The 14183-nt window shown below is 38.7% G+C and carries 13 protein-coding genes and 1 riboswitch; of the genes, 3 read left to right on the top strand and 10 right to left on the bottom strand.

All coding sequences use genetic code 11. The features are described 5' to 3' along the window. Window positions 1-174 precede the first annotated feature (174 nt). Window positions 175-888, top strand: coding sequence for a hypothetical protein (locus CRI88_RS18480; RefSeq protein WP_036123333.1), 714 nt, complete (start codon window positions 175-177; stop codon window positions 886-888). Window positions 889-921: 33 nt separating this feature from the next. On the opposite strand, the gene map is transcribed toward CRI88_RS18480, so the two are convergent. Both map and thiT read right to left on the bottom strand, forming a co-directional pair. Next, window positions 922-1677 (bottom strand): type I methionyl aminopeptidase, encoded by a 756-nt coding sequence (gene map, locus CRI88_RS18475; protein ID WP_036123336.1) that lies wholly within the window; start codon window positions 1675-1677, stop codon window positions 922-924. 161 nt (window positions 1678-1838) lie between these two features. After that, window positions 1839-2399 carry an energy-coupled thiamine transporter ThiT gene (gene thiT / locus CRI88_RS18470; protein WP_058843704.1) on the bottom strand — a complete coding sequence of 187 codons (561 nt, stop codon included), beginning with the start codon at window positions 2397-2399 and terminating at the stop codon, window positions 1839-1841. Window positions 2400-2535: 136 nt separating this feature from the next. Then, window positions 2536-2643: riboswitch (TPP riboswitch) on the bottom strand. Between the two features lie 127 nt (window positions 2644-2770). Here thiT and CRI88_RS18465 point away from each other — a divergent pair. Together CRI88_RS18465 and CRI88_RS23040 are read left to right on the top strand one after the other, a co-directional pair. Beyond that, entirely contained in the window at window positions 2771-3094 is a 324-nt protein-coding gene (locus CRI88_RS18465; RefSeq protein ID WP_036123342.1) for a magnetosome magnetite crystal formation protein family, read from the top strand. A 55-nt stretch (window positions 3095-3149) separates the two neighbouring features. Then, window positions 3150-3272, top strand: a complete 123-nt coding sequence (locus CRI88_RS23040) for a hypothetical protein (protein WP_255358792.1) — start codon at window positions 3150-3152, stop codon at window positions 3270-3272. 41 nt (window positions 3273-3313) lie between these two features. Here CRI88_RS23040 and CRI88_RS18460 read toward each other — a convergent pair whose 3' ends face one another. From CRI88_RS18460 to CRI88_RS18425, 8 genes are all read right to left on the bottom strand, one after another. Next, a complete protein-coding gene (locus tag CRI88_RS18460; RefSeq protein WP_058843705.1) occupies window positions 3314-6394 on the bottom strand; it encodes an AAA family ATPase in 3081 nt (1026 codons plus the stop codon). Beyond that, window positions 6391-7548 (bottom strand): exonuclease SbcCD subunit D, encoded by a 1158-nt coding sequence (locus tag CRI88_RS18455; RefSeq protein WP_036123348.1) that lies wholly within the window; start codon window positions 7546-7548, stop codon window positions 6391-6393. The genes CRI88_RS18460 and CRI88_RS18455 overlap by 4 nt, the downstream gene beginning before the upstream one ends. A 142-nt stretch (window positions 7549-7690) precedes the next feature. Beyond that, window positions 7691-8593, bottom strand: a complete 903-nt coding sequence (locus tag CRI88_RS18450; RefSeq protein WP_101966926.1) for an SGNH/GDSL hydrolase family protein — start codon at window positions 8591-8593, stop codon at window positions 7691-7693. A gap of 31 nt (window positions 8594-8624) precedes the next feature. Then, the gene (locus CRI88_RS18445) at window positions 8625-9854 is read right to left on the bottom strand and encodes an aminopeptidase (protein ID WP_036123355.1); all 1230 of its coding nucleotides are present in this window, start codon (window positions 9852-9854) and stop codon (window positions 8625-8627) included. Between the two features lies 1 nt (window position 9855). Continuing rightward, window positions 9856-11004 carry a DEAD/DEAH box helicase gene (locus CRI88_RS18440; protein WP_036123358.1) on the bottom strand — a complete coding sequence of 383 codons (1149 nt, stop codon included), beginning with the start codon at window positions 11002-11004 and terminating at the stop codon, window positions 9856-9858. Window positions 11005-11228: 224 nt separating this feature from the next. Next, on the bottom strand, window positions 11229-11930 hold the full coding sequence (locus tag CRI88_RS18435; protein WP_036123362.1) for a cysteate racemase: 702 nt from the start codon (window positions 11928-11930) through the stop codon (window positions 11229-11231). Next, window positions 11927-13159 carry a carboxylate--amine ligase gene (locus tag CRI88_RS18430; protein WP_058843706.1) on the bottom strand — a complete coding sequence of 411 codons (1233 nt, stop codon included), beginning with the start codon at window positions 13157-13159 and terminating at the stop codon, window positions 11927-11929. The genes CRI88_RS18435 and CRI88_RS18430 overlap by 4 nt, the downstream gene beginning before the upstream one ends. A 59-nt stretch (window positions 13160-13218) precedes the next feature. Then, window positions 13219-14160 (bottom strand): C39 family peptidase, encoded by a 942-nt coding sequence (locus CRI88_RS18425; protein ID WP_170829903.1) that lies wholly within the window; start codon window positions 14158-14160, stop codon window positions 13219-13221. Window positions 14161-14183 lie beyond the last annotated feature (23 nt).

Here is a 14183-nt window from a genome sequence, read left to right as displayed (position 1 = left end):
TATTCTTATTGTACTAAAGAAATATATGGATGCCTATTGAGATGGTAAATTGTAGATATTACGAGCAAAACAACACGATACATTGTTGAAAGTTTCCGTTATAATAAAAATAGTGACAGCACTATACTTATTTGTCTTTTCCCTATAAAATCTAACACGAAGGGAGAGGAAAACATGCCTCGGTTTATCTTGATGACAATTTCTTATCTTGTCTCACTCATCCTAACCTTTTCATCCTTTTTCGTGAATATCAACGGTCAATCTATGCTAGAAATCGCTAATCGCTTTTCTGTAGTATTTGCACCAGTTAGTGTAAGTCATGTAATTTGGATTCTTATTTATTTTTTACTCGGTTATTGGTTAGTTATGAATATCAAAAAGACAACTATGAAACAGTCTGCGCTTTTTAGCTGCATAAATATATTGCAAGCATTGATGATATACGTATGGCATCATGAGTTATTTATTGTTTCACTTGGCATTACATTACTCTTAGTCTTGTATTTATTTATGTTGTATAATACGTACCCTCTTCATGACAAAGCAATGTCGGGTCGTATTCCTTTCTCCATTTATTTTGCATGGATGACATTTATTTTTATTACGAATATCAGTTTTACGTTAACGGCTTATGGTTGGAACGGCTTTGGTCTTAGTACGCCTCTTTGGGCAGTAATTTTGCTGACATTAGGTGGAGCACTTGCGCTACATATCCGTTTCCATCACTTTGATATTTTGTTTCCTAGTGTTTTTATTTGGGCTTATATAGGAATCGCCTTACATAATGGTTTTGATGAGCTACTTGTCACTACCGCCGCCTTCTTTTTATGTGGTGTTCTCTTTGTTGGTATTTTATTTATTAAAAAAAATCCTGCCTACCAAAAATAAATTGGTAAGCAGGATTTTTCATTTCATTGCATTCTATTCTTCGTCTAATGATGTTAGGATAATCGGTTTATCTTTTGTTACAATGACTGAATGTTCAATTTGAGCTACAAGTGATTTATCAGGTGTAATGAATGTCCAACCATCACCAGCTTCTACAATATGCTCTGCCTTCGCTGAGATAAACGGCTCAACCGCAAGCACCATACCTTCTTTCATAATTGTAGAATCCCATGCATCATAGTAATTTAAAATGTGATTCGGCTCATCATGTAAAGATTGACCTAAGCCATGACCAGTTAAATTCATAATAACAGTTAAGCCATTAGCATTCGCCTCACGTTCAACTGCCTTACCAATTTGATTTAATTTAGACCCAGCCTTTACCTTTGTCATTGCTCGATCAAAGGCGCTTTTGGCAACGCGACATAGCTTTTCTTTGTCCTCATAGCCATCACCAACCACAAATGAAATACCAGTGTCAGCAAAGTAGCCATTTAATGAACCAGAAACATCGATATTTACAATATCCCCCTCTTGAATAACACGTTTTCCGGGGATACCATGCGCCACTTCTTCATTGACACTAATACATGTATACCCTGGGAAATCATATTCTCCCTTTGGACCAGATATCGCGCCAGCCTCTGCAAACATACGGCCAGCAATTTCATCTAGCTCCAATGTTGTAACACCTGGTTTTGTGGCAGCTTTCATCGCTTCACGAATTTCAGCACAAATGCGTCCTATTTTTTTAAAAGCTTCAATCTCTTCTTGCGTTTTTACAATCATGTATAACGTCCCTTTCATCTAATATCTATACTTTAATATAACATAACTTGTTATGCGTATAACGATAAACGCTTTAAATATTGTATGCTTCCTTACTTTGCGAAGTGCGCAAAGAGTTATTTGCGACAAAAAAGCCCCTTCACAAATGTGAGGGGCATGTTTTATGCTTTTCTTTGCATTAATTGTGGAGCAGCTGTGAATAAAAGAACGCCTACAATTGCCGTTAAAATAGTTGCTGGTAGCATATATGTACCATTATAGATGATGGAATAGATCCATGCATTTTGATCGCCAGCATATTCTGCAAAAAATACAGCGCCAGCCATCGTGTGGGCTGCATATCGTAAGAAGCCCGCAAGCACCGTACCTAATATAATGTAAAGTGCCATTTTTGTTTTGTTGGCATTTTTGGCAGCCGCCAACACGGGTCCACGCACAACCGCCGCTAATCCTACAACTGTGAAAGCAACACCATAATCAAGGAATCCTTGTAGCCAGTGCACAATCGTAGCACCAAACATGGTTTGCATTACACCCACGAGTAATCCAGTTGTTAGCCCAGCTACTAAGCCCCAGCGAAATGCTATTAACATAATAGGTACCATGACTAGACTAACAGAACCACCTTGTGCCCATACTTTAAAGGAAACCTGATCAAGCACAAGAGCGATTGCTGCAAATATCGCAATCTCCACAAGCATTAATAGTCTTTTTTTGTCCATATATATTCTCTCCTTTGTTCCGATGTAGGATACAAGAGCAGGAATAGAAATGCGCTGATATGTCTCTTTCTGACACCTTTTTATTCCCTCAAGAATGAAAAAACGATGCCAGGACAGAGCCTCACATCGTACTAGTGTCGGTTTCTATCCACATCCCTACGCAAGCGTTAACTTACAGGTTCAAAGAGTCAAGGCATTACGTGCCCAGTCTCAGCTGACATCATCAGCTCCCCTTGTGGTCGTTACATCTGAATTTATTTGAACATTCTCATTGTACGCAAAGGATAGAAGGATTACAACCTCTTCCATATATTATTTTTTTGAAACTTTGCTGTTTTTCATGCGTAAATATTAAAAAAGGAGGTACAACTATGGAGAACCAAAAAATTTTATCTGCCTTTAGTTATTTAAGTATTTTCTTCGCCCCTTTTATCGTCCCATTAATTGTGTACATTATTACGAAAGATAGTGACGTAAAAAGACATTCAATTCGTGCACTTATCTCTCATTTAATTCCTTTTGTTTTCGGCATTCTGTTCTTTATTGTCTTTGTTTTTTCTACATTTAATTTGGATCCAACGTCAGGCAATAATACGATGTTGATTATTTGGTTCGTTTCGTTTGCCATTTATGCCATCGTCTCACTAGGAATTGTAATATGGAATATTATTCAAGCTGTTCGTGTTATTCGTTAATGTTTCATTTTTAAGCGAAACAGGTAGTAGTAATTGTAAAAGGAGCTGTTTTTGAATGAAAGTATCAAATGTTGTGAAAACCGCCGTAAAATTAGCACCTATTGTTATTCCTATCGTGAAAAAAGTAATGGCTGCAAAAAAAGGGACAACACCTACAGCCACCCCTCGAAAAAAATAAACAGCAGGCGTATTCCCTTGTTTTGGAAATACGCCTTTTATTTATTTCACTTCAAAGTGGGTTTGACTATGTCCATTCAATGTTTTTTCTACATGTAAGACCGCTGGCATCGCCGATTTTAATTCAGGCACATGAGAAATCACGCCAATCATACGACCAGAATCCTGTAAAGCAATTAATGTATCAATTGCTTTATTCAAAGATTCCTCATCAAGCGAGCCAAAGCCCTCATCAATAAACATGGTTTCAATATGAATATTCCCTTGGAAGCTTTGAATGACATCTGCCATTCCTAAAGCAAGACTTAAGGAAGCATTAAATTTTTCGCCACCGGATAATGTTTTCACATCACGTAATTGATCCGTATAGGCATCATATACATCAAGCCCAAGCCCACTTTGCTTCGCATGCTTTTCTAGTCTATCAGAACGTCTAAGCTCAAATTGACCATTTGATAAGTGATAAAGACGAATATTAGCGGCATCGGTAATTTGGTCTAAGTAATTAATTTGAATGTATCGCTCAAAGGACAGCTTTTTCGAATTTTGTCCGTTTAATAATCCATAGAGTTCCTTTACTCGACCAGCTTCTTGTTCAAGTAACTGAAGCTCTCTCGCTGTTTCTTCCACTTTTTTTATAAAGCCCTGGCATGCTTGTGCAAAACCATTCATCTGTTGCAAACGTTTAAATGCTTCCTCATACGCTGTACGAAGTTGTTCTACTTTTGCTTCCATCATCACTAAATCTTGCTTCTCTTTCCCTTGAAGATACATAGCCCCTTCAGTTATTTGGATTTTCAGGGTATGTACCTGTAAAGCATAGTCACTGCATACTTTGCGAAGCGCCTCCAATTGGCTCGCACTCCGTTTGGCAGCTGCGTATTCCTCATAGCTGTCAAAGCCGATTTCCTGCATGCTTGCTGAAAATTGCTGCCGCTTTTCATTCATTTTGAGCTGTAATTCCTCAAAAGATTGTTTGGCGATTTCTACAGTTAGTTTTGCATTACTTGTCGCTTCTTTTACGACATGCAAATTTTCTTGACTCTCTTGCCATGTTTTTTGCAAATCCATTTTCTGTTTACTAACATCCGTAAGTTGTTGCTTTAATTGCTGTAATGTTGGTAAATTGGCTGGCATCTGCTTGAGCTGTTCTTCTACAACCGCTTGTAATCTTGTCCATTCTTTCATGTGCTCAGCTAAATATTGCTCTAATTCCATCTGTTTATTTCTAAGCTGCTCTATTCTATCACGTTGATGCTTTAGCTTTAATCGCATATCTGCTAGTTGATGATGGACAACTTTTAAGCTCGCAATCTCTTGCTCCGTCTTGTGTAAAGTAGCGATGAGCTGTGCTTGGTCTTCTTGTTTAATATGCTGTGCTTCTAGCTGCTGATATGTATCTTGAAGAAGCTGTTGCGTAGATGACAAAAGTGCTGCCTTCTCTAGATACATACGCTCGTCTGAAGAAGCCTTCACTCTTAACGTTTCCACTTGAGCAAGTTCAATAACTTCCAGTTGCTCTTTATGTGTTTTCTCGTGAGTCATACTGCCACAAACAGGGCAGGGCTCCCCTTCCTTTAGCTGTTCCGCTAAAATACTAGCCTGACTTGTCAGCCACCGTTGCTGCAATAATAGAAGGGCCTTTTTACTTTCTTGATAGTGAATGTCTGAGGAAGCTACGTCCTGCTGTGCTAACTCTACGGCACTTTTATATTTCTCAGCTTGTTTGACTAAAGCTACCTGTTCGCGTAGTTTCGGTAACTGTTCTAAGTAGCTTTCATATGGCTCAACCTGTTTTTCATAGCCTTCCATCGTTTGAGAAAATTGCTGCAATTGCTCTTGTTCTTTTTCCAATAACGTCAGGTTATCAGCCACCGCCATTTTTGCTGTTTCAACATATTGCTCAGCTATTTGCAGCTGCTGCACGTTGTTTTCATAGGCCTCGAATTTAGGTAATGACGCTAATAATTGCAATTCCTGCTGCAAAATTTGTTGACGCTCAGGCTCTTTCGCCTCTTCTACCCTATATTTTTCTTGGGCTCGCTGCAGTTGCTCTTCTGTTTGCTGATGCTTAACTTGTGCTTGCTGAAAAGCTTGTTCCTTTACATTAAGTTCAGCACGTAAATCAATGCATTGTTGTTCAAGTAGCATAAGTCGCTCTGCTTGTTCTGCTAAAACAATCTCCTGCTCCTTCGCTCTGTATACGTCTTGCTCTTGTAACAGCATTTGTAGTCGCTGCTGTCGATTCGCTTGCTCATCAAATTGCTCATTCAGTGTTTTAGCTAATCGATAATATTCTTGTTCTTTTTGATGAAGGCTATAAGCTTCTTCATATTGTAGCTGTTCATCCTCAATACATTTTGTATAGTAAATAATCTCCTCATCAAGTGCCTGCTTTAGTTGATGTAAATTTTCCGTTTTGTCAGCAATTAATGTGAATAACGCTGATGAACGTTGTGGTAAGACACCGTCAATTTGACCAAGTAAATGTTCTTTTAATTGTTTGGCACGTTGTAGATCACTCTCTGCCTCTTTTCGTTTAGCATCAAGCTTTTTCGTCATGACACCAAAGCGGTCTGTTTTAAAGATTTTCCGCAAAATAACTTCTTTGTTTGTAGAATCTGAGGTTAATAGCTTGCGAAATTCACCTTGAGGTAGCATCACAATTTGGCTAAATTGATCTTTTGTGAGACCTATTATTTCCTGCAATTTTTTATCGACTTCAAGCGTTTGCTGCTTCTCTACAATGCTATAATCAAGCTTTCCCTCTTTTACTTCAGCTAACTCTATTTTCTTCCCAGTAATCGTTTTATTTTTTTCTTTAATATGACCGGGCTGTCGTATTATTTGATAGACCCTTCCATGCATTTCAAACATGAGCTCTACAGCTGTATAAATATCATCATGAGCAAAGCCACTTCGCAGTAAAGCCGTATCCTGACGATCCTCACCACTGCCTGATCCGTAAAGGGCATAACAAATGGCATCAAAAATGGTTGTTTTTCCAGCACCGGTTTTACCAGAAATAGCAAACAATCGATGTTCCCCTAGTTCTTGAAAATCAATTACTTCAGTGTCTTTATAGGGACCAAATGCAGTAATCGTTAACTTTAATGGCTTCATTTTACTGTCTCTCGCTCCTCATCTAATAATTCCTGTAACATCTCTGTGAAAAGGCGTTCCGTATCTTCATCTGGCTGAATACCGATAATATCGGTAAAGAAAGAACGGAATAAATCAATATCCTCTAGTTTTTCCGTTTCTACAACTTGTAGCTCACGCGACACCTCTTGTCGTAATACCTTACGTTCCACATGCATAGCGTGCGGAAACACACTGCGAATGCGTTCCATCGGCGAAGACACCGAAGTTGTATCCGTCAATCTGACAAATACATAATCATCACTTGGTGTGAGCTTTAATAAATCCTCTAATTGACCTTCTACTACTCGTAAATCTCTTCTTGGCACAAGCTTTCTTTTAGTTACTGTGCTATTACCATGCTCATCTAAATCAATGATTAAAAAGCCTTTTTCATGTAAATGCTCAGATAACGAATATTTTAATGGAGAGCCTGCATAGCGAATGGTTTCATTTAAGACAAAATGTGCCTTATGTAGATGCCCAAGTGCTGTATAATGAAAGGGTTTAAATAAAGCTGCACTCACACAATCTGAGCCTCCTATGGAAAGCGGTCGCTCTGAATCACTTGTATTCGCTTCTTCCTCACCATACTTCGTTACAAAAGCATGTCCAACAAAAACATGACGTTTGCTTGAATCCATGTCTGGCGTGATATACTCAATTATTTTTTGCATGGCATCTTGATGAGAGCGGATTGCCTCTTCTTCAAAGATGCTGCGAATAGAAGCCGGCTCTGCATACGGTACAAGATGGAAATGCACTTCGCCATGCTCATCATTCAAAACAATAGGTGCATGATTTTTTGTAAATTGACCCTTGATATATAAACCGCTATCACTCATTAAACGACTACCGAAATTCAGTCGACCTGCACTATCATGATTTCCCGCCACCGCTAAAACAGGAATCTTCTTCTCTAATACAATTTTTGCTACTACATCATTTAGTAAATTGACTGCCTCTATAGGAGGCATCGAACGGTCATATAGATCACCTGCTATGACAATTACATCTGGTTTTTCCTCATCTATCGCTTGTATAAATTGTTCGAGAATATACTGTTGATCTTCTGTCATATAGACACCTTGAACAAGTTTTCCTAAGTGCCAATCTGCTGTATGAAATATTTTCATTGTTGTACCTCCTAGTCTTCTTTCTATTTTAGCATGACTATTGCCTCTCTAGTGCTCTCTAGCAGTTTAGTAGTTCTATCCAATATTGGCTTTCATAGAAAAAAAGCATCTTATTGGGTAAGATGCCTTTGCTAACGATTATTTAGATGTTTTTGATAAAAGCTTGATAACCTGGGAATCCCTGAATAACGTAAGCAACACGAGCAGGCTGTTGTTGTGTCACTTTCTCTTTCCGGGGCTTCGCTGATGATTGTTGCTTGACAATTTCCTCAAATGACAAAGGATTTGCCTTAGGTAATTCTGATGAAGAAATCTGTAAAGCATCACTACCACTATAAGCCTGTAAAAATGAGTTAGCCATTTGACGATAGCCTTCAGCATTCGGGTGGACGTCAGCACTATTTGGTAAATAGCTTGTTCCATTCAATCCAAAGGCATCATAGACATCTACATAAACTGCTCCTGCATGCTCTGCCTGTTGCTGTAAAATCGCATTTAATTTAACTAGCTGTGCATTGGTTCCTTCTTTTTGCGACGGATGGACAGTTGGATAGGCAAAATAATAGCCCATGACATATACCTTTGCTTTTGGTGCACGTTCTACTAACTCATCTAAAATCGTTGTCATATTTTTTCTCGCCAAGTTTAAAGCGTAATCTGTCTGCAACTGTGAAAAAGCTAAAGTTCCAGCACTTGGGTTCACCTGAACAAGACGCAATAAATCATTGGCACCTGCTGACACCGTAATCAGTGTGGCGTTTGCTAATAAATGTTGCGCTTCCTCCGATTGAATTCGGTCTAACACATTCGCTGTTGTAAAGCCTGGAAAAGCGAGCTCTTTTGTATAAAACGATAATTGTCCAATCGAACTTAATTTCATGGCAATTAAATCACTATACCCTACATCAATTTCTTGATAAGGTGTTTGACCTGCAGCTAATGAATCTCCAATCGCCACGTAGCTTTCCGTTTGAGCAAAAGCAGATGAAGTCCAATATGTCATGGATAATATCGTCACACCGATTAAGCTCCATAATCGTCTCATCTGCTCTCCTCCTTTTCTTTTTGACTAAAGATTAAAAAGCCCAGCTACCCTTACGGAAAATAGGCTCTACCGTACCATCTGGTAAAATACCATCAATGTCCATTTCTCCGCTGCCAATCATAAAATCTTCGTGTGTCACAGAAATATTAGCTCCTAATGCTTCAAGCTGACCATTTTCTAAGTCTCTACCACCTTCTAAGCAAGTCGGATATGCTTCACCAATAGCTAAATGGTTTGAAGCATTTTCATCGAATAATGTATTGAAATATAAAATCTCTGACGCTGAAATAGGTGATTCGTGAGGGACAAGTGCTACTTCACCTAAATAGCTTGAGCCTTCATCCACTTGAATTAGTTCTTGTAATAAATCATGACCAACTTCAGCCTCTGCCTTAATAATTTTGCCCTCTTCAAATGTTAATTTAAAGCCATCAATCATATTGCCTTGATAAACTAATGGCTTTGAATTACTGACATAACCGTTTACACCTTGCTTCATTGGAAGAGTATACACTTCTTCAGTTGGCATATTGGCAACAAAGACATTATCCTCTGGCGTTTTACTGCCACCCGTAACCCATTTATGTTGTGGTGCTAAAGCAATTGTTAAATCTGTACCCGGTGCTGTATAGTGAAGCTTTGCATACTTTTTATTATTTAGAAGCTGTGCACGCGATTCTAAATTGGCTATATGCTGACGCCAATTGTCCACTGCATTGCCTTCCCCAATATGCACTGTTTTAAAGATTGCCTCCCATAAGGCAGGTACTTGCTGCTCTTCTGTTAAATGGGGGAATACCTTTGCTGCCCATTTAGGTGAAGGGACCGCAACAATGGACCAAGCAATTAAATCCTTCATGACGGCATTACGATAATTTTTCAATGCTGCACCAGATACTTTTTGGTGGGTTGCTAATCTGTCTGCCGGAATGCCTGTCAAATTATCAGGATCTGCTGCATCAATCCATAATAGAGCCCCTTTACGTTCAATAAGCTCATCACGCATTTTTACGACCCATTCAGGGAAGCGACTAAACTCCTCGTCAGAAGCATGTTCAAAATAGGCACGATCCATTTCGTCATCTGAAAAATTCACATGTACACGTCCTGCGCCAGCCTTATAAGCCTCTTTAACAACTAAACGAACAAAATCCAAAGCATCTACCGATGTATTGACTAATAGGTACTGACCTGGTTGGATGTTGACACCCACTTTTACCGCAAGCTCTGCATATGCCTGTAATTTTTCTTCAAACGTCATATTAATTCCCTCGCTTTTGTCCAATTGTTTTAGAATTACCTTCCATCAGCTTGCCATCATGCCATATTTTTTGCACAGGCTTGCCTGGTACTTCCCTTGTCCACTTTTTATACGTTTTTTCATCATGATACGATAATAACGTTAATACTTCACCATCTGCGCCCGCACGACCTGTACGACCTGAACGATGTAAATACTGCTCAATTGTTCGTGGTACATCAACATGAATAACATGTGTTAAACCAGCAATATCTAAACCACGAGCCGCAATATCTGTGGCAATTAAAATACGGGCATCTCCTTTACGGAATGCATCTAACGCTTTTTTTCGTTCTTCTTTTTTCATGTCGGAATGAAGAGTGACAATTGGTGCTGAGCGGTACTGCAGTTTTGTTTCCTTCATTAATAATTGATCGATATTATTGACAAAAGCTAGTGCTCTTAAGCCTTCTGTATGTGAGAGTCGACGTAGGAAATCTGTTTTATCACGTTCTTCTACTTTCACAAACGAATGTACTACTTTACCGACCTTTAACATATCCTCAGGTTTAATTTTAAAACGTAAAGGTTCAAACATCATACGACTTGCTACTAATTCAATTTCCTCCGTTATCGTAGCCGAAACAACAACGACTTGTCGGCCAAAAGCCGAGCCTTCGATAAAGGATTTGACGACAACACGGTATTCACGACTCAGTAATTGATCGCACTCATCTAAAATAACCGTTTCAATTTCTTTTAGTTTTAATTTCCCTGCCCGTGCTAATTCATTTAAACGACCAGGTGTGCCAACGACAATCGTTGGTTTTTTCTTTAGCTTTTCAATTTGACGAGCAGAATTGGCACCACCAATCAGTTGTTGAACTGTAATATCTGTGCCTGCCGTCCATTCACGGATAACTTCTACAATCTGCATCGCAAGCTCTTGTGAAGGAGCTACAATCAGTCCTTGTGTTTGCTTTTTTGCCCCATTCACTTTATTCAATAATGGTAAAACATACGCTAATGTTTTACCTGATCCTGTTGGCGATTCCGCTACAATATCTTTGCCTTCAAGCATAGCTGGTATCATTTCATCTTGAATTTTCATGGGTGTTTCAAAATTCCATTTTGCTTGTATTTCTTCTTTTAATAAATTAATGACTGACATGTTATTTCCCACCTTCTATCTACTTGACACTAGTTTAACACACTCCGCCGTTTCCTACTTTATATGTACGAAGCTATTGTCCAATCGTTTCAGGAAACCATTGATTCCTTCCATAAAAAATCTGCCTAACCCAACACGGAAAAAAGTAAGCTTGACCACAACTCTTTAAAGACTTGTAGCTTACCCGTGAAAAGCAAGCAGATCCTTTTCAATTTATTTAACGACTAATCGACTAGCTCATAGCCACAAGCCAAAATGGCACATTCAGCTAAAACGATTAATGAATCAATATAAATTTCATTTAATTTCAAATCCCTATTAACAATAGATAGCTCTGTACAGCCTAAGACAATGCGGTCACAATTTAATGCTAGCATCGCCTCTTCTATTGGTTGCCAATCCTCCAACGTAACATCCTTGCCAGCCTTGACATAATCATAAATGATGGTCATCACATAGGCTCTCATCTCATTATCTGGAACAACTGGTGTAATGCCATATTCCTCTAAGGCTTCCTGGTACATACGTGATGTTAATGTTCCTGTTGTTGCCAAAATTCCAACACGCTCTGCTCCTAAATCAGCAGCACGCTTCGCCGTTTCACGAATCATATTCAATACAGGAATGGGAGAGCCCTCATCAATTTCATGATAGAACGTATGGGCTGTATTGCATGGGATTGCAATCATATTTGCCCCTACAGAAGCTAACTTTTTAGCATCCTCAATGATGACTGGAACTGGATTATCCTTTTTATTATCTAAAATAAAAGCCGTACGGTCAGGAATATTTGTATCATTATCAATGATCGTATGCAAATGCTCCTGATCCTTTTGTGCCTTCGTACGTCTTACAATCATTTCTCCAATAAACATTGTTGCAAGTGGCCCTACGCCACCGATAATACCTAAAGTTTGTTTTTTCATATATTTGACAGACCTTTGTTATTAAAATATTTCTTATATTTGCGATAAAAGCTTAAATTATCAAGCGTAACGTTCAACCAACGTTTCGCATTCATATCCTTATAACTAAAAATAGAATCTGTAGCCATCCCTTGGCGAATCAAACTTTTCGCTTCAATGACTAACTGTTCATTTTGTACATATTTGAAAAGTACACCATTTGGTACAATGGTCCAAAGATGCTTGTTTTGCACGTATGTTAGCGACTGTTTACTACCTCGAACATAATCATCCGCCACATACTGCATGAAGTTATAGCCACTGGCTGTCACATAATAATTGGAAAGTTCATTATGTAATTCAATACTCAACAATTTATATTGACCATCACGATCATCATATTTCATATCAAATGTAGCATAGCCTTGGAATTGTATGGCTTCAAGGAACGTCTTTACATTGTCCATTAATTCCTGATGATAGGTTGTCATGATGGCTACATAACGACCAATCCCTTCTGGAGAATGCTCTTCTAAAATGGGATTACCCACCGCAAGAAGTTTTGCCTTGCCATCCTGCCCTATATAGGCATTAACAACAAGCATATTCGCATCTTCCCCTGGAATATATTGTTGAATCATAAGATCATCTCGATAGGCCGATTCCTTATAAATAGCATGGAATATACTGTCCTTTTCATCCTTATCATACGCAATATATACTTTTTTCTTACCAGGAAAAATACATGTAGCATATTTTGTCATATTCATGGGCTTTATGACAATTGGATACTCAAATGGCATGTCGTAGTCCTCGTAATCATTCACCGTGCAGACATGCATGGCAGGAAATTGAAAACCATATTGTGCACAAAGCTCATACATCTTTTCACGAGTTAATAACTGCTGAGCAAGTGTGGCATCTACATAAGGAATAATGAAATCCTCTGCTAATTCCGCTTTATGTTCTATTATTTTTTTGACATAAAATTCATCACAGGCTAGTAGCAGTAATTTTTTATCAACGAATTCCTGCGCAATAGCCTGAAGTGCCGTAACAAATCGTTCGTCTATATGAAGTCTCGGTACCTCACGAAAAGTCAGTAAATCACTTTGATGAATTTTTTCCATATTCGTATGGTTTAATGCAAGTGGCTTCACACCATAGGCTTCGTAAAATGCTCTGGCCATGCCATAAGCATTCATCTCATCCCCAAGTAAAACCGGTAAAAAAGCGTGCTCAATGGCCATTCTACTCAACTCACTTCTGCTTTTTTATTAGTGTAACATACTAAAGATTTATGGCTAATTTATTTATGAATAGCTACGGCTTGCTGATCTAATTCCCGATAACTTTTGAAAAATTGATCGACATTGTATGTAACATAACCTTTTAATGGATCCATTACTACTACTTTATCCCCTAAATGCCCTGTCAAGACAACTGCATGTAAGTTCATATAGGCTTCATGTGATGTTGTCTCACCTTCAAAAATCCAGCCTCTATTTGCATTTCGTTTAGGTGACGATAAATCAAGCGTCACCCATGTTACAACAGGAACCCCCTCGCGAACAAGCTGTAAAATCTCGTCCTGTGAGGCCTTACTCATATTTGACACGCGTAAATCAGCTTGTTTATCTGCAATGACTGCCTCTGCCGCCTTAACAATGGGTTCAGCAAAAACATACATACCATGAGCTTTATCACGCGGATTCCCTGCAAAAGCCTCATGTGGATTTGGCCCAAAACGTTGGTTGTTTACAGTACGTATATTTTGCTTTGGTAAATAGTTATCAGCCATTTCAAGCTTTGAAACATTCATTCCAAAATAATTTAAGACAGCTGTGAGTGATGTTATTTCACAGCCATGTGGAAGCTCTGGCTTTTGCATGACAACAGGTACATCTAATTCTTGCTCGTCTCTAGAGAAGTGTGTTTGCAATCGATAGTATGGCTTCGTTGTATCATACGTAAAATTCTCGATTGTTGTATATCCATCGTTTGTTGTACTATTTTCCAGTGTTGTTGCAGCAATGGTATATTCTCGCCCTGCCTTGAGCTTCGCGAATACGGCTTCTCCCTCTTCTGAACCAATCGCTTCCTCTACTACATCACCTGTTTGTACATCTGTTACTGTGACATAGAGATTGGGGATAGGTGCCCCGCTATTAAATTCTACCGTTAAAACAGTTAATGGATTTTTTTGTTCTGCTTCTTGCTGTGAAAATGGCTGACAGCTCGAAAGTAACATAATAATCAAAATGCCTATAAGTA

The sequence above is a fragment of the Lysinibacillus fusiformis genome (assembly GCF_002845985.1).
GTDB lineage: Bacteria > Bacillota > Bacilli > Bacillales_A > Planococcaceae > Lysinibacillus > Lysinibacillus fusiformis_D.
Note: the sequence above shows the minus strand (reverse complement) of the source record. Positions and strands in the feature narration are given on the sequence as shown.

What these genes read in the sequence shown, in the direction of transcription:
- CRI88_RS23040 (WP_255358792.1), top strand. Translation starts at nt 3,150, where the DNA reads ATGAAAGTATCAAATGTTGTGAAAACCGCCGTAAAATTAGCACCTATT.
- CRI88_RS18480 (WP_036123333.1), top strand. Translation starts at nt 175, where the DNA reads ATGCCTCGGTTTATCTTGATGACAATTTCTTATCTTGTCTCACTCATC.
- CRI88_RS18435 (WP_036123362.1), bottom strand. Translation starts at nt 11,930, where the DNA reads ATGAAAAAACAAACTTTAGGTATTATCGGTGGCGTAGGGCCACTTGCA.
- CRI88_RS18440 (WP_036123358.1), bottom strand. Translation starts at nt 11,004, where the DNA reads ATGTCAGTCATTAATTTATTAAAAGAAGAAATACAAGCAAAATGGAAT.
- CRI88_RS18425 (WP_170829903.1), bottom strand. Translation starts at nt 14,160, where the DNA reads ATGTTACTTTCGAGCTGTCAGCCATTTTCACAGCAAGAAGCAGAACAA.
- CRI88_RS18445 (WP_036123355.1), bottom strand. Translation starts at nt 9,854, where the DNA reads ATGACGTTTGAAGAAAAATTACAGGCATATGCAGAGCTTGCGGTAAAA.
- CRI88_RS18450 (WP_101966926.1), bottom strand. Translation starts at nt 8,593, where the DNA reads ATGAGACGATTATGGAGCTTAATCGGTGTGACGATATTATCCATGACA.
- thiT (WP_058843704.1), bottom strand. Translation starts at nt 2,399, where the DNA reads ATGGACAAAAAAAGACTATTAATGCTTGTGGAGATTGCGATATTTGCA.
- CRI88_RS18430 (WP_058843706.1), bottom strand. Translation starts at nt 13,159, where the DNA reads ATGGCCATTGAGCACGCTTTTTTACCGGTTTTACTTGGGGATGAGATG.
- map (WP_036123336.1), bottom strand. Translation starts at nt 1,677, where the DNA reads ATGATTGTAAAAACGCAAGAAGAGATTGAAGCTTTTAAAAAAATAGGA.
- CRI88_RS18465 (WP_036123342.1), top strand. Translation starts at nt 2,771, where the DNA reads ATGGAGAACCAAAAAATTTTATCTGCCTTTAGTTATTTAAGTATTTTC.
- CRI88_RS18455 (WP_036123348.1), bottom strand. Translation starts at nt 7,548, where the DNA reads ATGAAAATATTTCATACAGCAGATTGGCACTTAGGAAAACTTGTTCAA.
- CRI88_RS18460 (WP_058843705.1), bottom strand. Translation starts at nt 6,394, where the DNA reads ATGAAGCCATTAAAGTTAACGATTACTGCATTTGGTCCCTATAAAGAC.